This is a genomic window from Sinorhizobium arboris LMG 14919, from assembly GCF_000427465.1.
In the GTDB taxonomy this organism is placed as follows: Bacteria; Pseudomonadota; Alphaproteobacteria; order Rhizobiales; family Rhizobiaceae; genus Sinorhizobium; species Sinorhizobium arboris.
Genome location: NZ_KE386497.1, coordinates 679,975 through 701,371, shown reverse-complemented (window position 1 = coordinate 701,371; position 21,397 = coordinate 679,975). Strand labels below are relative to the sequence as shown.

The window sequence follows — 21,397 nt, the reverse complement described above, 5'->3', positions numbered from 1 at the left end:
CATATGAAATTGACGATTGCACTTGCCGCCGTGGCGGCGGCGACGCTGACATCAGGCATCGCGACGGCCGGAACGATGGCCGACATACAGGCGCGCGGCAAGCTGAACTGTGGTGTTACCGGCGGTCAGGCCGGTTTCTCGGCGCCCGACGCCTCCGGCGTGTGGCATGGCATGGATGTCGACTACTGCCGGGCGATCGCCGCAGCGGTGTTGAAGGATCCGAACGCGGTCAATTTCATTCCGACGACGGGGCAAACGCGTTTCACCGCGCTTGCCTCCGGTGAAATCGACATTCTCTCGCGCACCACGACGTGGACCTTCTCTCGTGACGTCGACCTCAAATTCACCTTCGCCGGCGTAAACTACTATGACGGCCAGGCGTTCATGGTGCCGAAATCGCTCGGCATCAAGAGCGCAAAGGATCTCGATGGCGCTACGGTCTGCATTCAGACCGGCACGACCACCGAGCTCAATCTCGCGGAATATTTCCGCAAGAACAACATGAAGTACGAACCGGTGCCGGTCGAAAACAATGCCGACGTCCAGCAGAAATATCTCGCCGGCGGCTGTGACGTCTATACGTCCGACGGCTCCGACCTCGCTTCCACCCGTTCGAGCTTCAAGAACCCTGAGCATCACATCATCCTTCCGGAAGTGATCTCGAAGGAACCTTTGGGTCCGCTGGTGCGCCAGGGCGACGATCAGTGGGCAGACGTCGCGCGCTGGACCCTGAACGCGTTGATATCAGCCGAAGAACTCGGAATCACCGCTGAGAACGTCGAGAAACTTTCCGCCGGCTCCGACAATCCGGACGTCAATCGCCTGCTGGGCAAGGAAGACAAGCTGGGCGAGATGCTGGGCCTCGACGCCGAGTGGGCAAAGCGTGCAATCGCAGCCGAGGGCAACTACGGAGAGATCTTTGCGAGGAACCTCGGCGACAAGACGCCGATTGCACTGCCTCGCGGCCTCAATGCGGTCTGGACTGACGGCGGACTGATGTACGGTCTGCCGCTTCGCTGAGGTGACCATCGGGCGCGGGCCAGTCCCGCGCCTTTCCTTTTCGTCCCGTTCACCTCTACCGCATCCGATTTCGTGCCGAAGGTCGCCGAGCGGCTCTTCAGGGAGATTACGCATGGCCACGAATAGCGGCGCTCCGCGCCAACCGCTTCGCCTCAACATGCTCTTCAACGATGCCCGCTACAGAGGCCGGACAGTCCAGGTCATAGCATTTTGCATCCTCGTTCTTTCCGCAGCCTGGCTCGTCGACAACACGATCCGCAATCTCGCGGCTCTCGGAAAAGACTTCTCGTTCAGCTTTCTGTGGAGCAAGGCCGGGTACGACATCGCACCGCATGCTATTGACTATTCGAGTACGAGCACCCATGGCCGCGCGGCCCTGGTCGGCCTCCTCAACACGCTGATCGTTGCAGCGATGGCTTGCGTCATGGCCACATTTCTCGGCGTGCTCGCCGGCGTTCTCCGGCTTTCCGACAATTGGATCGTTGCCCGGCTGATGACGGTCTATGTCGAGTGCTTCCGCAACATCCCGACGCTCCTCTGGATCATCGTCGTGGCTGCGGTCATGTCGGAGGCCATGCCGGCGCCGAACGCGTTTCGCGGCGAAAGCCCGACGGCCTCCATGCTGTTATGGGACAGTATTGCCGTTACCAATCGCGGCATCTATCTGCCCGTGCCGGATTTCTCACGAAGCCTCGGCCAAGCGCCCGGTGCCCTTGGATCCTTCGACCTCAACTACGCGGCAATCCTCGCCGTGCTCGCGCTTTCGCTTCTGGCACGTTGGGCTTTGTTGAAGCACGCGCAGCAGATCCAGAGTGCGACCGGCGAGCGACCCGTGACCTGGTGGAAGAGCTTGTGCATCTTGATCGCGCCAGTCGTAGTGCTGCTTTATGCGATCGGCTTTCACCTCGACTATCCCGCGCTGAAGGGCCTGAACTTCACAGGCGGTCTGCAGTTGCGCAATTCCTTCATCGCGCTCTGGATCGGTCTCAGTGTCTATACCGGCGCGTTCATCGCCGAAAATGTCCGCTCCGGCATTCTGGCGATCTCCCGCGGGCAATCGGAAGCCGCGCACGCTCTGGGGCTCTCGTCCGGCCGCACCATGCGTCTGGTGATCCTGCCGCAGGCACTCAGGATCATCGTTCCGCCGCTGATATCGCAATATCTCAACATCACCAAGAACACCTCGCTGGGCCTCGCCGTCGGCTACATGGACCTGCGCTCCACGCTCGGCGGCATCACCATCAACCAGACCGGCCGCGAGCTCGAGGGCATGCTCATGATGATGCTGATCTATGTCGCGATCAGCCTCACGATCTCCGGCGCCATGAACATCTACAACAATCGCGTCAGGCTGAAGGAGCGTTGAGATGAACATCCACAATGCCTCCTGGGTCCGCCAGGACATAATAGCCGCATCGCCACGACCGGCCGCCCAGGGCGGCGTCGCTGAATGGGCCAGAAAAAACCTCTTCAACGGCTGGCTCAGCACGCTTTTGACCGTCGCGTCCGTGACTATAGTCGTGTGGATGGCAATGGCGCTTGCGCCCTGGCTTTCAAACTCCATCTGGCGGGCGAACTCGCTTGCCGAATGTCGCCAGATCCTCGATGGCGCGTCCGGCGCCTGCTGGGGCGTCATTCGGGACCGCTGGCCGCAGCTTCTCTTCGGCTTCTATCCGCCGCACCTCTATTGGCGGCCCGTTCTGACATTCGCGCTGCTGATCGCAGCGCTCGCGCCGATCTTGTTCCGCGCAATTCCGCAACGGGCCCTCTGGTTCAGCGCCGTCTATCCCGGCTTCGCCTATTGGCTGATCTGGGGCGGCAGCCTGTGGTTCCCGGTCGCGGTCTATTGCGGCGTCGTGGTCGCAGCCGGGCTCCTCTATCTGACGGCCCGGGTTAGCCGTGGTCTCGCTGTCGCGAGTGCAACCGTTGGCGCGGCTCTATGGTGGACCTATGCGGTGCAGCTTGTCTCGGCACTTGCAGACGACGTGTTGCCGATCGCGCTTACTCCTGTCGCCTCGCGGGAGATCGGAGGATTCCTGCTCTCGATCATCATCGGGGTGACAGGTATTGCCCTGTCATTGCCGCTCGGGATTTTGCTCGCGCTCGGTCGTCGGTCGAGCCTGCCCCTCATTCATCTCCTGAGCGTCACCTTCATTGAGTTCATTCGCGGTGTTCCCCTGATCACGCTGCTGTTCACCGCCTCTCTGCTGCTCAACTATTTCCTGCCGCCGGGAACGAATTTCGACCTCATCCTGCGGGTGGTCATCATGGTGACGCTGTTTGCCAGCGCCTACATGGCCGAAGTCATTCGCGGCGGTCTCGCCGCTCTGCCACGCGGCCAATACGAGGCAGCGGAGGCTTTGGGACTCGACTACTGGAAGGCGCAGCGTCTGGTGATTCTGCCGCAGGCCCTGAAGATCTCCATTCCCGGGATCGTCAATTCCTTTATCGGTCTCTTCAAGGACACGACGCTCGTCATGTTCATCGGCTTGCTCGATCCAATCGCCCTTGCCGCGGCCATCCGCGCCAACACCGATTGGCAGGGAATCTATTGGGAACTCTTCATCTTCATCGGGGCGGTGTTTTTCGTCTTCTGCTTCGGCATGTCGCGTTACTCGATCCATCTCGAGCGCCGACTGAAGACCGACCACCGTTAGGAGGAATTCGCATGACCAAGACACTGATGAGCCAGGCATCCTCGCAGAACTACCGGTTCATGCTTCAAGACGTCGCCGTCGAGATCACAGGAATGAACAAGTGGTACGGTGAGTTCCACGTGCTGCGCGACATCAATCTCAAGGTGCGGCGCGGCGAACGCATCGTTATCTGCGGTCCCTCCGGCTCGGGTAAGTCGACGATGATCCGCTGCATCAACCGCCTCGAGGAACATCAATCCGGCAAGATCGTCGTTGACGGCATCGAACTGACCAGCGACCTTAAGAAGATCGACGAAGTGCGCCGCGAAGTCGGCATGGTGTTCCAGCACTTCAATCTCTTTCCGCACCTGACAATCCTGCAGAACTGCATGCTCGCCCCGGTCTGGGTCCGCAAGGTGCCGGAAAAGCAAGCGAGGGAACTGGCCATGCATTTCCTCGAGAAGGTGAAAATACCGGATCAAGCGCAGAAATATCCGGGCCAGCTTTCGGGCGGCCAGCAGCAGCGGGTGGCGATCGCGCGCTCGCTCTGCATGAAGCCGAAGATCATGCTGTTCGACGAGCCGACCTCGGCGCTCGATCCGGAGATGATCAAGGAGGTGCTCGACACGATGATCGCATTGGCCGAAGACGGCATGACGATGCTCTGCGTGACGCATGAGATGGGATTTGCCCAGGCCGTCGCCGACCGGGTGATCTTCATGGATCAAGGCCAGATCGTGGAGCAAAACGAACCGAAGGCATTCTTCAGTGCTCCGGCGTCCGAGCGCACGCGAAAGTTTCTTGGCCAAATCCTTGGGCGCTGAATTAGGGATCCGCGGGAATTTGCCGAGCATTATGAACTGTACTCATGCATCCATGAAAAAATGCCGCTTATTGGCATAGAAATCCCGTGATATCCCTCCCGGCTTACGTCCTGATCCGTCTTGGCGCCGTCTGCTCGCGCTGGAAAATCACGGAACAGGACGCAGCGAAGAAACGACGCTGCTTGGCCGGTTCAACCTCGAGCGACGATGCGAGGTAACGGGAGATGGAGAGAAACAATGACGGACGCAACCGCGCAACGGGAGAAGGTTATTCTTGCCTCCATCATGGCGGCGAACGCGAATCCCGGCTGGCTAACCAGCGATCGCGTCGAGGCGCTGACCGGCGGGCACGGCATGCTCAACATCCCGGTCGTCGCCGTCTGCAACGTCATTGCCACCGAGCTGCGCCGGGGTGTCAGTCCAGAGGTCAAATTTGCGGACGCCGTCCACCAGCCGATCGATGATCTGCTCGCCAAGACCGTAGCAGTCGCCAAGGCGGGGGGTGCCGATGGCGCAAACGCCGCGCTCATCGCGGCAGCCCTGCTCTACCTCTGCGGTGCAAATGCACAGGTCGGCATCCCGGCCGGCAACCGAAAGCTCGGCTCCTCGGCGCGCATGATCGCCGGCGTCAGCCGTTCTGGCCTTGCCGCCGTGCCCACCGCCAAGATGAACAACAAGATCTCGGGCTTTGCCGCGGTCGCCGCCGTCTATGAGGCGATGATGAAGGGCGAGCTTTCGCCGGTCCAGGGCCGCGATATTCCCGAAGGCGTCGGCGGCGGCGTCATGGTCGGCCATGGCGCGCTGGGCGAAGACATTATTTTTCCCGGCATGGCGGAACGGGGAGCGACCATCGGCACCAAGGCGATGATGGACGCCATGTCAGGTGCAGGAATGCCGAGCCAGAAATTCCTCTGCGCACTGTTTGGCGCTGCCGCGATCCTCGAAATCATTCACCCGGATGCCGATGTCGCGGAGGAATATGGCCCCTATGGCAAGGTGACAAGCGCCTTCGTCGCCGGTCGCGCCGCAGCGCGCACAGCGGGACTGCCGGACAAGCTCCATGTCCGCATCACCGGCAAGGAGATCGAGACCGCCAGGCTGATCGGCGACCTTGGCCTGATCCTCAAGGATATCGGTGGGCCGACGGTCATCGGCATTATGGCGCTCGACGAGATCATTTCCGTTTTCGAGGAAGGCATTTGCGGTGGCGGCGCCGGGCCGGTCAATCCCCCCCTCGGCCATATCTGCGGCGACGCTGTCATTGCCTTGATGTGCCTGCTTGAGGACGGCTCGACCGAACAGAGTGTCGCTCAGGCCCTGAGGGAACGGCGGCTCGGTTTCAGCTTCGATCCGGAGACGGCCATGGTGGCGATGAACATCGTCGCGCGCAAGGCGACGCAGATCTGCAATGGGCCGGTCACCGATGCCCTGATCATGTCTTCAACTCCGATGGTCACCAAGGCACTCTATGCGCGCGCCGCGCGCAGCTATGACGATCTCGAAGCCGGAAAGACTGTCGGCGAGATCGTCCGCGCCATGGACGAGGAGCGACAGTTGCTCGTCGAAACGCGAGGCTCCGAATTCCTGACCAAGGCCAAGGGCAAGACAATCAAGGTGCATTTCACCAAAATCAGCAAGGGCGCCCGCCGATCCAGCAAGATGGCGGCGCGCTGGCTCGCCTTCGACCCCGCGCTCGATGCCGAAGTGACGGTGGGCGAGGAGACGATCCACATGGAAGGCATCATCAACGCGGTCATCCCGGAGGTCGCCCAGGGTGTAGGCAAGGAGCGTGCGCCGTTCCTGACTGCGCTGGCGCCGATCGCCAGCGAATTGCTGCTCGCAGGCAATGTCATCATGAACGTGACCGTGCCGGCCGTCGTTGCGGCGGCCATGGGAAAGATGAGCGCATCCGATGCAGCAAGCGAGGCGCAGGCGGCCGGGCTGATTTCAGCGGGCATCCCCGGCACGAAAGCCAAGGCGGAAGCCGCGGCACGGGTCGCCATTGATACGATGGGACTCTGATGGCTAGCGACGTCATCCTCATCATGGCCCAGATCGACGACGCGCCGGGCGAATTGCTCGGCCATGTCATCGAGCAGATGACCGAGATGGGAGCCAAGAACGTGCAACTGCTCCCGAGCCTCGGCAAGAAGGGCCGCCCCTCCTATGTGCTCCTTGTCGATATCAAGGCGGAGGACGAACCCGATTTGGCCGCCCTCCTGGTCGGCGATCTCGGCATCTGGGGCTATCGTGTCCTGGAGTCCCGGCACAAGCATTTCGAAATACTTCGCTACAGGACCACGCTCGAGCTGCAATGGCGGGGAGGCGTCCGCCGTTTTCCGCTCCGCGTGAAACGAATCCTAAATGAAGGCGTCTTCATGCGGGCGAAAGCCGAGCATGATGATCTCGTTGCGATCTCGGAAGAGATGCAGCCGGAATTTCGAGTTTCGGTGGCCGTGCTGAAGGCTGCGATAGAAACTGCCCTCGGAGCAGGAGAACCGGGCGAAACGCTTTGCGTCGATATTGCCGGCTGGCTTCGAGAGCAATGACGAAGGAAGGCGGCCATGCATATCCATCTTGACGCGGTGGGCGGAATTGCCGGTGACATGTTCGTCGCCGCCATGCTGGACGCCTGGCCCGAATTCGCAGGTACGGTGCAGGAAAATCTGCGCATTGCCGGTCTCGAAAGCGATGTCCGGGCCGAGATGCTGCCGCATGACGACGGCGTGTTGACCGGCCACCGGTTCGATGTGACGAAATCGACGTCTGAACCTGTCGGCGACGCCGATGATCGTCGTTCCGAACATAGTCGTGATCATCATGCACACGAGCATGATCACCATCACCATGACCATGGCCATCATCATCACGTCCATAGCCAAGATCATGACCATCGCCATGACAGGCACGGTCACGACCACACCCATTGGCGGGAGCTGCGCGCCAAGCTCGCAGCAAGCGGGATTCCTGAAAACGTGAAAAGCACCGCCATCGGCATCTTTCAGGAACTGGCGGAGGCCGAGGCTGCGGTCCACGGAAAGAAGGTCGAGGATGTTGCCTTTCATGAGGTCGGCAACTGGGACTCGATTGCCGATATCGTTGCGGCGGCCACCATGATCGACGCGGTCCATCCTGAAAGCTGGTCGGTGGGCTCTCTTCCGCTCGGCCGCGGCTTCGTCGAAACCGCCCATGGCCGCCTGCCGGTACCGGCGCCGGCCACCACGCTGCTCCTCCGTGGCTTTGCCTTCCACGATGATGGCCGGCACGGCGAGCGGATCACGCCGACGGGAGCTGCGATCCTGCGCTTTCTGAAACCGGCGACCAGCATCGGACACAGGCCGCAGGTGCTGGATCGCACCGGGACCGGGTTCGGCACGCGCCGGTTTCCCGCAATGAGCAATGTCCTGCGCGTGCTGGCTTTTACCCCTGAAGCCGCCGAACAGGATCAGGTCGGGATCATCCAGTTCGAAATCGATGATCAGACGGGCGAGGAACTGGCCGTCGGAATCGACCGGATTCGCACCACCGAGGGCGTTATCGACGTGACGCAAACCCCGACCTTCGGAAAGAAGGGTCGGATGATGACCGCTATCCAAGTGTTGACCCGTCCCGAGGCCATGGATGCCATCACCGCTCAATGCTTCAGGCAGACAACGACGCTCGGCTTGCGAAGCCGCGTCGAAACACGCGTCATCCTGCCCCGGCAGGCGGTGAAAACGGAAAATGGCGTGCGGGTTAAAATCGCCGAACGCCCCGGCGGACCCACGGCAAAGGCCGAGATGGATGACGTCCGATCCCTCGACGACAGCCACAAGGCCCGCGCCGAACTGCGCCGAGACGCCGAAGAACAGGCATTGGAGGCGAAGAAATGATCGCGAGCGAAGCATTCATAGGTCGCCTCAATGCCGTATTCGACAGCGCCCGGCCGGCCGCCGTGGCCCTCTCCGGCGGCGTCGACAGCATGACGCTCGCCTATGTCGCACATCGGCGGATGGGCCAGGACGTGACCATGTTCCATGCCGCATCGGCTGCAGTTCCGTTAAACGCCACCGAACGGGTGAAGGCCTATGCCGATCGGCATGGCTGGAGCCTTCGCATCGTCGACGCGGGGGAATTTGCCGATGAACGTTATCTTGCCAATCCCTCGAACCGCTGCTTCTTCTGTAAGTCCAATCTCTATGGGACCTTGGCATCGCTGACCGATGCGCAGCTCTTCTCCGGCACCAATACCGACGATCTCGGCGACTGGAGGCCGGGCCTGAAGGCGGCTGAGGCCAACCGCGTCCGTCATCCCTTCGTCGAGGCGGGAATGGCCAAGGCCGATGTCCGCGCGCTGGCAGCCTACCATGGCCTTGCCGACCTTGCCGAACTGCCTTCGGCGCCCTGTCTTTCGAGCCGCATGGAAACGGCCCTGCGCATTGAATCTCACCTGCTGCGCGCGATCGATCAGGTTGAAACTCGTCTCAGGACGGAGCTCTCGCCGGAAACCGTGCGCTGCCGCGTCCGTCAGGCGGGCGTGGTGGTCGAGCTGGACGGCGAAGCCTTGTCCCGTCTTTCCGCCAGCCAGCGTGTGCAACTGACAGATCAGATCCGGTCTGCATTCGGAGAAGACCGCCCCGTCCATTTCGAAACCTACAAGCGCGGAAGCGCCTTTCTGCGGGAGCAGACGTAATGAGCGACGAGATCCAGCTGGATTTCCAGCGTCCTGAGCGCATCGGCTTCGATGAAGCCATCCTCTGCGCCCGCAAATCCGATGCCCAGCTCGCCGTCATCATGGAACGGGTCCTCGAACGCAACGGACGAAGCCTGCTGACACGACTCGAGCCGGACGTTTTTGCCCGGATTGCGCCCAACTACCTGGAGAAGCTCGACTATGATCCGGTTTCACGGACTGCCTACTTGAATTGGACGCCACCCCTCGATACTGAGTCTGCGCAAATTGCCGTCGTGTCCGCCGGCAGCTCCGACATGCCACAGGCCGCGGAAGCCATTCGCACGCTGGCCTATTTCGGCGCGCCGGCAAAGCAGTTCATCGATATCGGCGTGGCGGGTCTCTGGCGACTGCTCGAGCGCGTGGAGGAGTTGAAAACCTTTCCTGTGATCATCACCGTGGCAGGCATGGACGGCGCGCTTCCGAGCGTCCTGGGCGGGCTCGTCCCCGGCGTCATCATCTGCCTGCCGACATCGACGGGCTATGGCGTGTCGAACGGCGGGCAAACCGCTCTTCACGCAGCACTTGCATCCTGCGCGCCGGGCCTCGCGGTGGTCAATATCGACAACGGCTACGGTGCCGCCTGCGCCGCGTTCAGAGCTCTCAACATGATCCGCAGGGCTCGAACTGCACATGACTGAGCAAGGCTGGGTCCAGTGCATTCAAACGGTTTTGTGCAGGAGATCGCGGAATGCGTCGCATTTTCGATGACCGAACCAATGACGTAGGATCCAAGATCGCGATCGTCTTTGGTCTCCTGATCGTCGCCAATATCGCGGCCTGGACTTGGGCCTGGACGGCTTTCGCCGACAAGCCTGCCTTGCTCGGCATAGCATTCGTAGCCTATATGCTCGGCATTCGTCACGCTTTCGATGCGGACCATATCGCCGCAATCGACAATGTCGTCCGCAAGCTGACGCAGGAGGGAAAGCAGCCGTTTTCGGTGGGTCTCTTCTTCTCGCTCGGTCATTCCTCGGTCGTCGTGCTGGCGTCCCTCGCCATCGCTGCCACGGCCACTGCCATGCAGGGTGAGCTTGATGCATTTGGGACTGTGGGAGGCATCATCGGAACTTCCGTATCTGCGCTGTTCCTGCTGGCGCTCGGTCTCGTCAATCTGATCATCCTGAAGAACATCTGGGCGGCATTCTCTCGCGCACGACGCGGGGAACGGATTGTCGATGAGGACCTCGATGCCCTGCTTACAGGGCGAGGCCTGTTGGCGCGCTTCTTTCGCCGCACCTTCAGGATCGTTTCGCGCTCCTGGCACATGTATCCGGTTGGCTTCCTCTTCGGCCTCGGCTTCGACACCGCAACCGAGATCGGCCTGCTCGGCATTTCGGCGGCACAGGCATCCCAGGGAGCGGCTTTCTGGACGATCCTGATCTTCCCTGCATTGTTCACTGCGGGAATGTCGCTAATGGATACCGCGGACAGTACGTTGATGAGCGGCGCCTATGGCTGGGCCCTGATCAATCCGGTTCGCAAGCTCTGGTACAATCTGACGATCACGGCCGCCTCTGTGATCGTTGCCTTCTTCATAGGCGGCCTCGAAGGCCTCGCGCTGATCTCGGAGAAGCTGAATCTTCAGGGCAAGGCGTGGCAGGCCATCGCCACTTTCAACGATAGTCTCGGAAATCTCGGCTTCGCGGTCGTATGCATATTCATTGCGAGTTGGATCATCTCGACGGTGATCTATCGAGCGAAGGGATATGACCGAATTGTGCTGAGCCCCTCATAGGTGAGACAGCCGACACCGTCCGACATCATGCTGCTTGCAATCCGAGAGCAACACGACAGCAGTTAACGGCCTTTCATACTCATCTCTCCTTAATCGTTGTTTGACAAAGCCACGGCTTCGGAATGGGTCACCTTTGGGGCGCCATCGAAACAGGAGCTGACGAGGCGCCGCCACGCCTGGAAATCCTCGGAGTTGCGGAAGCCGACCATGTGGTCGTCGACCGTCTCCCATTTCACCAGCAGACGATAAACGCGCGGTGTCTCCACCACCCGATGCAGAGCCACGCCGTGGCAGCCTTTCGCTCTCAAGAACAGGGGCGCGGCCTGGGACACGCCCGCTTCGAAATGCGCCTCGCTGCCGGGCTTGACCGTAATTTCCGCGGCTTCAACAATCATGATTGTGTTCCCTGCTGGTGATGTTCCGCGTCGATGGGGCGCTCCTCCCCGGTCGCCATCATCGTCCGCGTCGCATCGATCGAGGCATAGATCCAGAAGATGCGCATCGGCTCGGTCTGGGACGCATTGATGAACCGATGGGGCACGTTTGCCGGGATCCAGGTCGTGTCGTTGGGTCCGAGCGGGTAGCGGACGCCGTCGATCTCGGCGATCGCCTGACCGTCGAGGATCATCACGCTCTCTTCGCAATTGTGCTTGTGGAGGCCGATCGAAGCCCCCGGGTCAAAGGCGGTAATCCCGTTGATCATGCTCGTCGAGCCGCATCTGCGCGTCACGAGCGGCGTCGTGCGGGCGCCGTTGCCACGATCGTTGCTCTTGAGCTCCTTAGGGCGGAGGATTGCTGGCTGGGTCATGCGGTGCTCCTCACTCGGGCGCTTTGGCGACAGGCTGGGCTGCTTTGGCCGGGCCGATCCAGACCGTCTTGATGTTGACGAACTCGCGGATGCCGTAGACACCGAGCTCGCGGCCATAGCCTGAACGCTTGATCCCGCCGAAGGGGTATCTGGGGTCGGAGGCGACCATGCCGTTGATGAAGACGGCGCCCGCGTCGATGTCGTGCGCAAGCCGGCGGGCGCGCTCCACGTCCCCGGTCCAGATCGCCGAGCCGAGACCGTATTCGGTCTGGTTGGCCAGCCGAACCGCTTCGTCGGCATCCTTGACGCGGATGACGGCGGCGACGGGACCGAAGGTCTCCTCACAGAACGCGGCCATCTCCGGACGTACATGGTCGAGCACGGTCGGAGGATAGAAATAGCCCGGCCGGTCCAGCGGCGCGCCGCCGAGCTTGAGTTCAGCACCCGCGGCAATCGTCTTTTCGACCTGTGCATGCAGGCCTGTCATCAGGTTTTCCCGCGCCATCGGACCGATATTTGTATCTCCCTCTGTGGGGTTCCCCACCTTCAGGTTTGCAACCTTCTCGCAGAACAGCGCGACGAAACGGTCGGCGATGCTTTCCTCCACGATGAAGCGCTTGGCGTTGACGCATGACTGCCCGACATTGATGTAGCGTGCCTTAACCGCGACGCTCGTCGCCTCTTCGAGATCGGCATCGGCAAGCACGATGAAGGGATCGGAGCCGCCGAGTTCCAGTACCTGCTTTTTCAGCGCCTTGCCGGCCTGCGACGCGACGATGGCGCCCACTTCCGTGGACCCCGTCAACGTGACGGCTGCAATCCTATCGTCGGCAATGATGCCGGCAACCTTGGCCGGCTCGATCAGCAGGGTGGCAAAAAGGCCCTCGGGGCAGCCTGCCTGGCGCATGATCTCCTCGATGGCGAGCGCACATTCCGGCACGTTGTTCGCGTGCTTCAGCACGGCGCCGTTCCCGGCGGCAAAGGCCGGCGCGGCGAAACGGAAAAATTGCCAGAACGGATAGTTCCAGGGCATGATGGCGAGCACGACACCAAGCGGGTCGAAGACGACGGCGCACTCGGTCGCGTTCGAGGCGATTGCCTCGTCGGCGAGGTGTTGCGCCGCGTGCTCGGCATAGAAGTCGCAGTTATAGGCGCATTTTTCGATTTCCGCCTCGGACTCGACGATCGGCTTGCCCATCTCGCGGGTGATCATCTCGGCATAGCGCGACTTGCCGGCACGCAGCACCCTGGCCATCGCGGCAAGCAGTCGAACCCGCTCTTCGACGGGCTTCTTGCGCCACGCCTTTTGCGCCTTGGCAGCGGCCGAAAGCGCTGCATCGACATAAGCGTCGTCGTGGAGTTCGTATCGGGCGAGTTCCTCGCCGGTGGCCGGGTTGGTGGTGACGATCATCGCCATTCTCCTACATTCGTTTTGCTTGAGTGAGGCCTCGCAGCGCGCGGCCATTTCGCGGCGTCAACGCAGGTCGCGGCTGCTCGTCAGCACGCCATCGGCATCGACATAGGCGTAGGCGCCAGGGGCAAAGGTCACCCCGCCGAACTGGACAGGGACGCCAGCCTTGCCGGCTCCGTCCTTCACGGACTTCTTTGGGGTCATGGAAAGGCAGAAGACGCCAACGTCCATGTCGTCGATCTCGGCACTGTCTCGGATGGAACCGTTGATGATGATGCCGGCCCAGCCGTTGTCGCGGAGGATCATCGCGATCTGGTCGCCGAGGAGCGCAACGCGGCTCGACGCGCCGCCATCGACGACCATCACCCTTCCCTCGCCCGGCTTTTGCAGCTCGGATTTCAGGAGCGCGTTATCCTCGAAGCATTTCACCGTCACGATCGGGCCGGAAAAGGATTTCCTCTTCCCGAGCTTCAGAAAAGGAAGATTGCAGAATTGAACATCGTCGCCATGGGCATCGACCAGATCCGCGGTCTTCATCCAAATGTCTCCTTCAATATGCGCCGAACACGGCTTTGAGTTCGTGAACGTTTTCGTCCGATAGCATTCGCTTCGGCGCTTCCTTCAGCAGGATGAGGAGCTTCGCCGTCTCTTCGAGCTCCTCGGCAGCGTAGACCGCCGTGGCTATGTCCCTGCCGGTGACGACCGGGCCGTGATTGGCAAGCAGCACGGCGGCGTAGCGGCCGGCGAGCTCGCGGATCATGTCGCCCATCTTCTCATCGCCCGGCTTGACGTAAGACAGCAGCTTCACCGCGCCGACCCGCATGACGACGTAGGGCGTCAATGGCGGAATGCAGTCACTGGGATCGATGCCGGTCAGGCACGACAGTGCCGTCGCAAAAGTCGAATGGAGATGGACGACTGCTCCGGTTTGCGGTCGGGTCTCGTAGAAAGCCCGATGGAGGAACACTTCCTTCGAAGGCTTGTCGCCTGAGATGTGATTGCCATTACGGTCAAGTTTCGAAAGCCGTGCCGGATCCAGAAATCCAAGGCAGGAGTTCGTCGGCGTCATGAGAATGCCGTCGTCGACTGCGGCACTGATATTGCCGGCCGACCCCACCGAAAATCCGCGGTCGAACAGCGACTTCGACAGGCGAACGATGTCCTCGCGCAATTTGCCTTCAGCGGTCATCGTCCTGCAAGCCTTTCCAGCGCCTTGGCGAAGAAATCCGGCGCTCCGAAATTGCCGGACTTGAGCGCTAGCGCTACGGGTTCATCTCCGTTCGAGAAAAGAACCGGAACGCCGGGATCGATCTCGGGCCCGATCGCCAGCGCCCCGATATCGAGCGCCGAAACCACTGCACCCGATGTCTCGCCTCCGGCGACAACGAGCCGGCGGATTCCGGCATCGATCAATTGCCGGGCAGTGTCGGCAAAGAGAGTGTCGAGGGTATGGGCAACCTTCTCACGGCCAAAGCGCGCCTGGATCGCCTGAACCTCGTCGGGGGTGCCGGAGGAATAGACGAGCGGCGCTCTCCCCAGGTTGGCGAGCAGGAACGAGGTCAGGTCCGAGGTTGCGACCTTTCCGCTCATCACGCCTGCCACATCGATGGCTAGGGTCGGATGATCCTTCTTATGGATTTCGACCTGTTGCCGCGTGGCGCCGGAGCAACTGCCGGCGAGGATCGCCTCCGGTCCGTCGATGCCGACTGTCGCGGAACCCTCGCCCTTGGCCAGCCCCCGGGCAATGAAGTTTGCCGACAGGCCAATGGCTATCCCCGATCCCCCCGTAACAAGCCGGTGATCCGCGACCGCCTTGCCGATCGCGACGAGGTCGTCATCGGTGACCGCGTCGACGATGACGAGGACATGGTTTTCCTCACCATGTCTGCGCAAGGCCGCCTCGATCGCCGTGGGGCCAGCCTGAACGGCCGAGATGTCGACATGGCCGACATCCGAGACCGTCTGCAGCCGCAACCAGCGCCGGATATCGGCATCGGTCATCGGATTGAGCGGGTGGTTCTGAAGACCGGACTCGTTCAAGAGCCGGTCCTTCACGAAGAGATGCCCCTGATAGACCGTGCGTCCCGCCCCTGGGAATGCCGGGCAGGCGACGACACCCTTGACGCCGAGCGCTTCGGCAAGCGCCTCGGCGACCGGACCGATATTGCCTGCCGGCGTCGAATCGAAGGTCGAGCAATATTTGAAGACGATCTGCTGGCAACCCTGTTCGAGCAGCCATTGCAGCGCATCGATCGATTGCCTGACGGCCAGTCCAGCATCGATCGAGCGGCTTTTCAGCGCGACCACGCCGGCCTCGACCTCCGGGTCGGAAGCTGCACTCGGGACACCGAGATATTGCACCGTGCGAAGACCACCCTGCCCAGGCAGCCCCTTGACAATCGTATTGGCGATATCGCTCGCGCCGGTAAAATCGTCGGCAATGACCCCGAGTAGCATTCTTGTTTCTCTTTCCGTTCGTCGGCCCACGCTCAAAAGCCGTAAAGGCCGGCGGCATTCTCGACAAAGATCTTGCTTCGGGTCGGATCATCTCCCGCCCACTCGGCGCAAAGGTCCATCAGCAGCGCATCATCCGGCTTGCCGGACTTGCCGGGTGAAGGATGGGGCCAATCGGTGGCCCAGAGCACGCGGTCAGGTGCTAACGCCAGATAGGCCTTCGCCAAACCACCCATGTCCGCGTAGGTCGGCGGCCCGACCAGCGTGTCCTGATAGATGCTGGAGAGCTTGGTGTAGGCCTTGCCCTTTTCGAGCAGGTCGGCCACGACCTTGAAGGCCGGATGCTCTTTGCCGGCTGGTTGCGGGATTCGGCCGAGATGGTCGAAGACCGTGATGACCGGAAGGTTCTGGAACAGCCCGGCATGTTCTGCGATGCTGTCGCCCTTGATATGAACTTGGATATGCCAGCCGAGATCCGCAACGCGTTTCGCAAGCGGCTCGATCATGTCCACGGTCGTGGCGCCGGCTCTCGCGAGATTGAAGCGAATGCCACGAACGCCGGCGGCGTCGAGCCGCTTGAGTTCACCGTCGGTTACGGACGTGTCGACCACGGCTATTCCTCGCGCCGCATCCCCGAGCTCGGCCAAGGCTTCGAGCAGGCAGGAATTATCCGTTCCATAGGTGGAGGGCTGAACGATGACGCTGCGTTCGAAGCCAAGCCGCTCCTTGAGACGGTGATAATCGCTTACGCTCGCATCCTGAGGAACGAGGCTCGCATTGGCGGCCGCGGGAAACTTGCTGTTGTAGATGTGGAAATGCGCGTCGCAGGTCTTCGGTGGCGCCTTGAACTTCGGATGGGCACTCCCCGCCGAGAAGGGAACTTCCTGCGCAAAAGCATTGGCCGGTGAAAGGACCGCAGCAGCCGCCACCGCCATCCCTTGCAACATTTGCCTGCGTGTCAGATCTGCACTGCTCATTCAAGTCTCCTCCAGTTTGAACTGCTCGTCTGAAGATGCCCGCTTTCCGCCTAGGTCAGCAGGCGGCGAAGCTTGGCAACCGCCGCATCCGGGCTGGTCAGAACCGGGATAGGCGTGGCCGCCTGCACGGCCTCAAGCGCCCGCGCTGTCGAGAAATGCGCCAGCGTGATCGCGTCGAAGCCCTCGATCGTGGCTGCGGTCTCGGCTACCAAACGGTTGTGGGTCGCCTCGTCGCCAGCGCGGACCGCGTCAATGGCTCCGTCGACGAGAAAGCTTTCGATTTCGGCTGAAGGGCTCACTCGCGAAGCCTCTTCACGGAACTCGGCTTCCATCCCCTCCCGCGCCGGCGGGAAGGTGTAGAGCATGGCCGTACGGCCACCCTTGCGGATCGCGGCTTCGAACATTGCTTCGTTGGGCTTGAGAACGGGAATATCCAGTGTGCTCGCCGCCCGCTGGATAGCGGTGCCGAAGGACGAACAGGTGAAGAGGACCGCGTCGGAGCCGATCATGCGGGCGTACCTGGCCAGCGCCACGATACGATCGGACATTTGGTCAGTGATAGCGCCGTCTCTCGCTCTGTCTGGAGAAAGGCTATCTTCGAGGATGTTCACCCGCTCGGCCTCAGGCCAGCCGGCCTCGAAGGCGATCCCGATCGGATCGATTGCGATCGGCGTCGCGTGAACAAGCGCGATCCTTTTTCGTGACGTCATCTTGACTATCCTGGTTAGGAGGTGGCGGCCGCCCGGGAGGAAGGGCGGCCGCCGCTTGAGACCTTGCTACTGCTGGCCCGCCGAAAACACCCAGACGCTTTCAGGTGGAATGCGCGCCCAGACGGTTCCCGATTGCAGTTGCTTGGCCCCGTGCGCCTTGGCGACAAAATCTCCACGGCGCAGACGATATTCCCACCTGTCCCCGAGATAGATGCTGTCGTCGAGATTCATCTCGAGCCCGCCTGATTGCGGCTGGTCGCTGACGCTGATCTGCTCCACGCGGATGACCGCCCGCGCATCCTGCGAGGCGGCCAAGCCGGACGCCTCGCGTATGGTGCCATCGAGGCTCCAATTGTCGCCGCCGATAACGGCGCACTTGCCATCGATCGTCTTCACCTTCGCCTTGACGATATTGTTGGCCCCGAGGAAGTCGGCCGAATAAAAGCTGTTCGGGTTGGAATAGATCTCCTGCGGTCCGCCTTGCTGGACGATGCGACCGTCCTGCAGCAGGAGAATATTGTCAGCGGCGGCCAGCGCCTCACTTTGGTCGTGGGTAACGAGGATCGCACAGATTTCAAGATCCAGAATGAGCTTGCGGATCCAGTAGCGTGCCTCCTCGCGCAGCTTGGCATCGAGGTTGGAAAGCGGCTCGTCGAGCAGCAGTACGCGCGGCTCATAGACGAGCGCGCGGCAGATCGCGACGCGCTGCTGTTGCCCGCCGGAGAGCTGCGACGGGAAACGGTCGGCCAGATGACCGAGGCCCATGCGATCGAGGATCGCCTGCACCCGCTTTTCGATGTCGGCCGGCGCGACGCTTCGCAGTTTCAGCCCGTAGCCGACATTCTCCTTGACGGTCCGATGCGGCCAGAGTGCATAGGACTGGAAGACGAGGCCGATATTGCGCTGCTCCGGCGGAAGCGCCAGTTTCTTCTCGCCGTCGAGAACGGTCTTGCCGCCGATGACGATCTGACCGACTTCCGGCTGTTCAAGCCCGGCGACACAGCGCAGAAGCGTGGTCTTGCCGCTGCCCGACGCCCCGAGCAGCGCCACGATCGAGCCGCGCTGGGCGGTAAACGAGGCGCCTTTGAGGATCTGCAGGCCGCCGAGCCATTTCTGGACATTGCTGACAACGAGTTCAGTCATGGATTTTTGCTCCCAAACGGAGGGCGAGTGCGAGGCCTGCGCCCGTCAATACGATGCTGATGAGGGCGAGCGCGGCGATGGTGTTCATCGCGCCGGTCTGCAGGAGCGAGACCATCAGCGAGCCGATCACCTCGGTGCCGGCGCCCATGAGGTAGACACCCGTCGCATATTCGCGAAGGAAGATGATCATGATGAGCGCCCAGGCGCCGGCGAGGCCGGGACGGACGATCGGGATCACCACGTCCTTCCAGGTGCGGCCGATCGTGGCCCCGGTCGTCCGCGCCGACTCTTCAAGTTCCGGCGCGACCTGTATGAGCGTGCCTTGCAGCAACCTGAGGCCATAGGAGAGGCCGACGACCAAGTAGGCCACGAAGAGGCTGACCAGGGTCGGCCGCAGCGGCGTGAGGAACGGCACGAACAAGAAGACCCAGAAGAAGGCAAGACCGACGACCAGGCCCGGTAGAGCGCGTGGCAAGAGCACGATGTAATCGAGGATCGTGTTCGACATGCCCCAATTGCGATGGCCGGCAAGGCCGACTGCCAGATAGATCGCAACCGCGACCGCGCCGCCGACAACCGACAAAAGGATCGTGTTGACGATGCCGTTGTAGAGGCTCGGGACTTCCAGCATACGGCTGAAATTTGCGAGCGTCAGCTGGTCGAAAAGGCTCACGCCCTCACCCCAGGCATCGACGAAGGCACGCACCGTGATGCCGCCGATCGGCAGGGCGACGGAGACGAAGAGCCAAAGCCCGATAATCGAAAGGGCGATGATCTGGCCGCTCTTGCCGAGCTTGAGAGTGGAGACGCGCGCACCCTTTCCGCCCATCGCCGCATATTTGCGGGCATTGCGCAGCAGCTTGCGCTGCATCCAGACGAGCGGAAGCGTGATCAGCACCAACACCACGGCGACTACGGCCATCAGCTGATAGGTCGGCGTGCCGAACAAGGTGGTGAGCTTATAGATATAGGTGGTGAGAACCATGATGCCGTTCGGGTCGCCGAGCACCAGCGGAATGCCGAAGGTCTCGAAGCCGAGCAGGACGTTGAGTGCCGCCGCGAAGATCAGAGCCGGCAGCACCATGGGAAGGGTCACGTCGCGCGAAACCTGCCAGACGGAGGCACCGGTCGTGCGCGCGGCCTCCTCGAGATCGGAGGGAAGATTGCGCATCGCCGCGGAGACATAGAGATAGACATGCGGCACATGGCTCAGGCCGGCGATCAGGATCATGCCGGGCAGGCTGTAGATGTTCCAGGGAACGACGCCGATGATATCACGGATGAAAAGTGAAACGAAACCCGTCGGGCCGACCGAAACGGTGTAGCCGAAGGCGAGCACGATGGAAGAAATGAACATCGGCACCAGCACGAGGATTTCGAGCAGGCGCTTGGCCTTGATGTCAGTGCGGGTGATCAGGAAGGCAAGCAGGCCACCGAGCGGCACGGCGATCGCGACCATACCGAAGGAGAAGATCGCCGTCGTGCCGAGCGCCTTATAAAAATTCTTGTCGAAGAAGACATAGCGATAGGCGTCGAGACCAAACCTGGCACGCGGGCTGAAAAAGGCGGCGGTCAGGAAACTCTGGTATATGATCAGGCAGACGGGCGCCAGAACGGCGATTGCAAGCAGACCGATAACGATGCGCCTATAGAGGCTTGCATTGCCATGGCGGGGCATTCTCGCCGGATATTTCTTTTCGGCTGCGGCTTTTGAAAGCTCGACTGCGGCCGGTGCTTGAGCGTGGGTAGACATTCCTTGCCTCTCGCATGAAGGAGCAGAGCCGCGGCGCGATATCGCGCCGCGGACGGCGATGCATCAGCGGCCGAGCGCTGCCTTCCAGTCGTTGAGGAACTGGACGCGCTTCATCTGATCCATGTATTCGAGCACGCCTTCATCGACGGCGATCGGCTTCAGGCCCCCACCGACACGCTCATTGAGCGTCTTGATGTTGAGACCGGCGGTCACGTCTTCGCGGACGGACGGCAGGCCACCTTCCGCCAGGAGCGCCTGTCCCTCGGCCGACAGCATGTAGTCGACAAAGAGCTTTGCGGCGTTCGAATGCGGAGCATCCTTGGTGATCAAGGCCAGACGCGAGAAAGCCGGCGTATAATCCTTAGCGAAATGGACACCGAGGTTCGGGCTCTCCTTTACCCAATCGAGCGCGTAGGAACCGATGATGTTGATCGCGATGACGTTCTCGCCGGACACGACCGTTTCCTTCATGCCGCCTGAACTCGAATAGATCTTGGCACCGTCCTCGCCCATGGCCTTGGCGAGGTCCCAAAAGTCCTTGCGGTTGCGCGCGTCATTGGAGTGATGAAGGAAGCCGGAGCCGCTCTTTTCAGGATCGAAAGTCGCCACCTTGCCCTGCAGCATCGCCTTGTTGTCCCTCAGGAAGGTGATCATCTCAGCATAGGTCTTCGGCAGCTTGTCCTCCGACAGCGCCTTGGTGTTGTAGATCACGCCGATCGGCTCTACGGTCGTGGCATAAAGCGTGTTCTTGTAGTTCGCCCAGGCGGGCAACTTCGCTGCTTCAGGCGAAGCATATTCGACCCCATAACCGTCCTGGACCAGAGTCATCTGCAGATCCATCGCCGAGCTCCAGACGACGTCGGCCGTGGTTTGCCCGGCCGCCGCTTCGGAAATCACCTGATTATATGTGCCGTTGGTCCCAAGATCGTTATAGGCGATCTTGATCCCGTATTTCTTGGTGAAGCCGTCCTGCAGTTTTTGCGACTGCGCTGCATCCGTCGACGTGTAGACTGAGACGGTGCCCTCTTCCTTCGCCTTGGCGATCAAGTCGGCATAATCGGCCGGGTAGCCGGCAGGGACGTCCTGCGCCAGTGCAGGGACTGCAAATGCTGTGATGATGGCCGTGGTGACTGCGAAGGCTGTCGACCGGACGGTAATGTGCCTGTTCATTTCTGATCTCCCAAAATGCGCCCGGCTCCATTGCTCCTCCGG

At 61.4% G+C, this 21,397-nt stretch carries 21 protein-coding genes; 10 read left to right on the top strand and 11 right to left on the bottom strand.

The genetic code is table 11. The features are described 5' to 3' along the window. Positions 1-3: 3 nt before the first annotated feature. From SINAR_RS0132270 to SINAR_RS0132225, 10 genes are all read left to right on the top strand, one after another. Positions 4-1,020 (top strand): amino acid ABC transporter substrate-binding protein, encoded by a 1,017-nt coding sequence (locus tag SINAR_RS0132270; RefSeq protein WP_028002857.1) that lies wholly within the window; start codon positions 4-6, stop codon positions 1,018-1,020. Between the two features lie 112 nt (positions 1,021-1,132). After that, the gene (locus SINAR_RS0132265) at positions 1,133-2,386 is read left to right on the top strand and encodes an amino acid ABC transporter permease (protein WP_028002856.1); all 1,254 of its coding nucleotides are present in this window, start codon (positions 1,133-1,135) and stop codon (positions 2,384-2,386) included. A gap of 1 nt (position 2,387) precedes the next feature. After that, positions 2,388-3,677 (top strand): amino acid ABC transporter permease, encoded by a 1,290-nt coding sequence (locus SINAR_RS0132260; protein ID WP_033058307.1) that lies wholly within the window; start codon positions 2,388-2,390, stop codon positions 3,675-3,677. Between the two features lie 26 nt (positions 3,678-3,703). Continuing rightward, complete coding sequence (locus tag SINAR_RS0132255) at positions 3,704-4,480, top strand: amino acid ABC transporter ATP-binding protein (RefSeq protein WP_028002854.1); 777 nt, start codon at positions 3,704-3,706, stop codon at positions 4,478-4,480. A 237-nt stretch (positions 4,481-4,717) separates the two neighbouring features. Further along, positions 4,718-6,502, top strand: coding sequence for a hypothetical protein (locus SINAR_RS0132250; protein WP_028002853.1), 1,785 nt, complete (start codon positions 4,718-4,720; stop codon positions 6,500-6,502). After that, complete coding sequence (larC2, locus tag SINAR_RS0132245; RefSeq protein ID WP_028002852.1) at positions 6,502-7,029, top strand: nickel pincer cofactor biosynthesis protein LarC2; 528 nt, start codon at positions 6,502-6,504, stop codon at positions 7,027-7,029. The genes SINAR_RS0132250 and larC2 overlap by 1 nt, the downstream gene beginning before the upstream one ends. Positions 7,030-7,044: 15 nt before the next feature. Continuing rightward, complete coding sequence (gene larC / locus SINAR_RS0132240) at positions 7,045-8,352, top strand: nickel pincer cofactor biosynthesis protein LarC (RefSeq protein ID WP_028002851.1); 1,308 nt, start codon at positions 7,045-7,047, stop codon at positions 8,350-8,352. Further along, positions 8,349-9,152: an ATP-dependent sacrificial sulfur transferase LarE gene (gene larE / locus SINAR_RS0132235; RefSeq protein WP_050577642.1), complete on the top strand. Its 804-nt coding sequence runs from the start codon at positions 8,349-8,351 to the stop codon at positions 9,150-9,152. The genes larC and larE overlap by 4 nt, the downstream gene beginning before the upstream one ends. Further along, positions 9,152-9,832 (top strand): nickel pincer cofactor biosynthesis protein LarB, encoded by a 681-nt coding sequence (larB, locus tag SINAR_RS0132230; RefSeq protein ID WP_028002849.1) that lies wholly within the window; start codon positions 9,152-9,154, stop codon positions 9,830-9,832. Before larE ends, larB begins: the two co-directional genes overlap by 1 nt. A gap of 50 nt (positions 9,833-9,882) precedes the next feature. Further along, positions 9,883-10,929, top strand: coding sequence for a HoxN/HupN/NixA family nickel/cobalt transporter (locus SINAR_RS0132225; protein WP_028002848.1), 1,047 nt, complete (start codon positions 9,883-9,885; stop codon positions 10,927-10,929). 89 nt (positions 10,930-11,018) lie between these two features. On the opposite strand, the gene SINAR_RS0132220 is transcribed toward SINAR_RS0132225, so the two are convergent. The 11 genes from SINAR_RS0132220 to SINAR_RS0132170 all read right to left on the bottom strand — a co-directional run bounded on the left by SINAR_RS0132220 (position 11,019) and on the right by SINAR_RS0132170 (position 21,355). After that, positions 11,019-11,324: an antibiotic biosynthesis monooxygenase family protein gene (locus tag SINAR_RS0132220; protein WP_028002847.1), complete on the bottom strand. Its 306-nt coding sequence runs from the start codon at positions 11,322-11,324 to the stop codon at positions 11,019-11,021. After that, a complete protein-coding gene (locus tag SINAR_RS0132215; protein ID WP_028002846.1) occupies positions 11,321-11,737 on the bottom strand; it encodes a cupin domain-containing protein in 417 nt (138 codons plus the stop codon). The genes SINAR_RS0132220 and SINAR_RS0132215 overlap by 4 nt, the downstream gene beginning before the upstream one ends. 10 nt (positions 11,738-11,747) lie before the next feature. Continuing rightward, on the bottom strand, positions 11,748-13,148 hold the full coding sequence (locus SINAR_RS0132210) for an NAD-dependent succinate-semialdehyde dehydrogenase (RefSeq protein WP_028002845.1): 1,401 nt from the start codon (positions 13,146-13,148) through the stop codon (positions 11,748-11,750). Positions 13,149-13,211: 63 nt separating this feature from the next. Beyond that, positions 13,212-13,685 (bottom strand): ribonuclease E activity regulator RraA, encoded by a 474-nt coding sequence (rraA, locus tag SINAR_RS0132205; protein WP_028002844.1) that lies wholly within the window; start codon positions 13,683-13,685, stop codon positions 13,212-13,214. Between the two features lie 13 nt (positions 13,686-13,698). Further along, positions 13,699-14,337, bottom strand: coding sequence for a 3-oxo-tetronate 4-phosphate decarboxylase (gene otnC / locus SINAR_RS0132200; RefSeq protein ID WP_028002843.1), 639 nt, complete (start codon positions 14,335-14,337; stop codon positions 13,699-13,701). After that, the gene (gene otnK, locus SINAR_RS0132195) at positions 14,334-15,605 is read right to left on the bottom strand and encodes a 3-oxo-tetronate kinase (RefSeq protein WP_028002842.1); all 1,272 of its coding nucleotides are present in this window, start codon (positions 15,603-15,605) and stop codon (positions 14,334-14,336) included. Before otnK ends, otnC begins: the two co-directional genes overlap by 4 nt. A 32-nt stretch (positions 15,606-15,637) precedes the next feature. Beyond that, positions 15,638-16,579 (bottom strand): amidohydrolase family protein, encoded by a 942-nt coding sequence (locus tag SINAR_RS0132190; RefSeq protein ID WP_028002841.1) that lies wholly within the window; start codon positions 16,577-16,579, stop codon positions 15,638-15,640. 50 nt (positions 16,580-16,629) lie between these two features. Continuing rightward, positions 16,630-17,289 (bottom strand): aspartate/glutamate racemase family protein, encoded by a 660-nt coding sequence (locus SINAR_RS0132185; RefSeq protein WP_028002840.1) that lies wholly within the window; start codon positions 17,287-17,289, stop codon positions 16,630-16,632. A 66-nt stretch (positions 17,290-17,355) separates the two neighbouring features. Continuing rightward, positions 17,356-18,432, bottom strand: coding sequence for an ABC transporter ATP-binding protein (locus SINAR_RS0132180; protein ID WP_028002839.1), 1,077 nt, complete (start codon positions 18,430-18,432; stop codon positions 17,356-17,358). Further along, positions 18,425-20,185, bottom strand: coding sequence for an ABC transporter permease (locus tag SINAR_RS0132175; protein WP_028002838.1), 1,761 nt, complete (start codon positions 20,183-20,185; stop codon positions 18,425-18,427). Before SINAR_RS0132175 ends, SINAR_RS0132180 begins: the two co-directional genes overlap by 8 nt. A gap of 63 nt (positions 20,186-20,248) precedes the next feature. Further along, a complete protein-coding gene (locus tag SINAR_RS0132170; RefSeq protein ID WP_028002837.1) occupies positions 20,249-21,355 on the bottom strand; it encodes an ABC transporter substrate-binding protein in 1,107 nt (368 codons plus the stop codon). Between the last annotated feature and the right edge of the window lie 42 nt (positions 21,356-21,397).

What these genes read in the sequence shown, in the direction of transcription:
- SINAR_RS0132215 (WP_028002846.1), bottom strand. Translation starts at nt 11,737, where the DNA reads ATGACCCAGCCAGCAATCCTCCGCCCTAAGGAGCTCAAGAGCAACGAT.
- SINAR_RS0132255 (WP_028002854.1), top strand. Translation starts at nt 3,704, where the DNA reads ATGAGCCAGGCATCCTCGCAGAACTACCGGTTCATGCTTCAAGACGTC.
- rraA (WP_028002844.1), bottom strand. Translation starts at nt 13,685, where the DNA reads ATGAAGACCGCGGATCTGGTCGATGCCCATGGCGACGATGTTCAATTC.
- SINAR_RS0132190 (WP_028002841.1), bottom strand. Translation starts at nt 16,579, where the DNA reads ATGAGCAGTGCAGATCTGACACGCAGGCAAATGTTGCAAGGGATGGCG.
- SINAR_RS0132185 (WP_028002840.1), bottom strand. Translation starts at nt 17,289, where the DNA reads ATGACGTCACGAAAAAGGATCGCGCTTGTTCACGCGACGCCGATCGCA.
- larE (WP_050577642.1), top strand. Translation starts at nt 8,349, where the DNA reads ATGATCGCGAGCGAAGCATTCATAGGTCGCCTCAATGCCGTATTCGAC.
- larB (WP_028002849.1), top strand. Translation starts at nt 9,152, where the DNA reads ATGAGCGACGAGATCCAGCTGGATTTCCAGCGTCCTGAGCGCATCGGC.
- SINAR_RS0132220 (WP_028002847.1), bottom strand. Translation starts at nt 11,324, where the DNA reads ATGATTGTTGAAGCCGCGGAAATTACGGTCAAGCCCGGCAGCGAGGCG.
- larC2 (WP_028002852.1), top strand. Translation starts at nt 6,502, where the DNA reads ATGGCTAGCGACGTCATCCTCATCATGGCCCAGATCGACGACGCGCCG.
- SINAR_RS0132210 (WP_028002845.1), bottom strand. Translation starts at nt 13,148, where the DNA reads ATGATCGTCACCACCAACCCGGCCACCGGCGAGGAACTCGCCCGATAC.
- SINAR_RS0132265 (WP_028002856.1), top strand. Translation starts at nt 1,133, where the DNA reads ATGGCCACGAATAGCGGCGCTCCGCGCCAACCGCTTCGCCTCAACATG.
- SINAR_RS0132180 (WP_028002839.1), bottom strand. Translation starts at nt 18,432, where the DNA reads ATGACTGAACTCGTTGTCAGCAATGTCCAGAAATGGCTCGGCGGCCTG.
- otnK (WP_028002842.1), bottom strand. Translation starts at nt 15,605, where the DNA reads ATGCTACTCGGGGTCATTGCCGACGATTTTACCGGCGCGAGCGATATC.
- SINAR_RS0132270 (WP_028002857.1), top strand. Translation starts at nt 4, where the DNA reads ATGAAATTGACGATTGCACTTGCCGCCGTGGCGGCGGCGACGCTGACA.
- larC (WP_028002851.1), top strand. Translation starts at nt 7,045, where the DNA reads ATGCATATCCATCTTGACGCGGTGGGCGGAATTGCCGGTGACATGTTC.
- SINAR_RS0132225 (WP_028002848.1), top strand. Translation starts at nt 9,883, where the DNA reads ATGCGTCGCATTTTCGATGACCGAACCAATGACGTAGGATCCAAGATC.
- SINAR_RS0132170 (WP_028002837.1), bottom strand. Translation starts at nt 21,355, where the DNA reads ATGAACAGGCACATTACCGTCCGGTCGACAGCCTTCGCAGTCACCACG.
- SINAR_RS0132260 (WP_033058307.1), top strand. Translation starts at nt 2,388, where the DNA reads ATGAACATCCACAATGCCTCCTGGGTCCGCCAGGACATAATAGCCGCA.
- SINAR_RS0132175 (WP_028002838.1), bottom strand. Translation starts at nt 20,185, where the DNA reads ATGTCTACCCACGCTCAAGCACCGGCCGCAGTCGAGCTTTCAAAAGCC.
- SINAR_RS0132250 (WP_028002853.1), top strand. Translation starts at nt 4,718, where the DNA reads ATGACGGACGCAACCGCGCAACGGGAGAAGGTTATTCTTGCCTCCATC.
- otnC (WP_028002843.1), bottom strand. Translation starts at nt 14,337, where the DNA reads ATGACCGCTGAAGGCAAATTGCGCGAGGACATCGTTCGCCTGTCGAAG.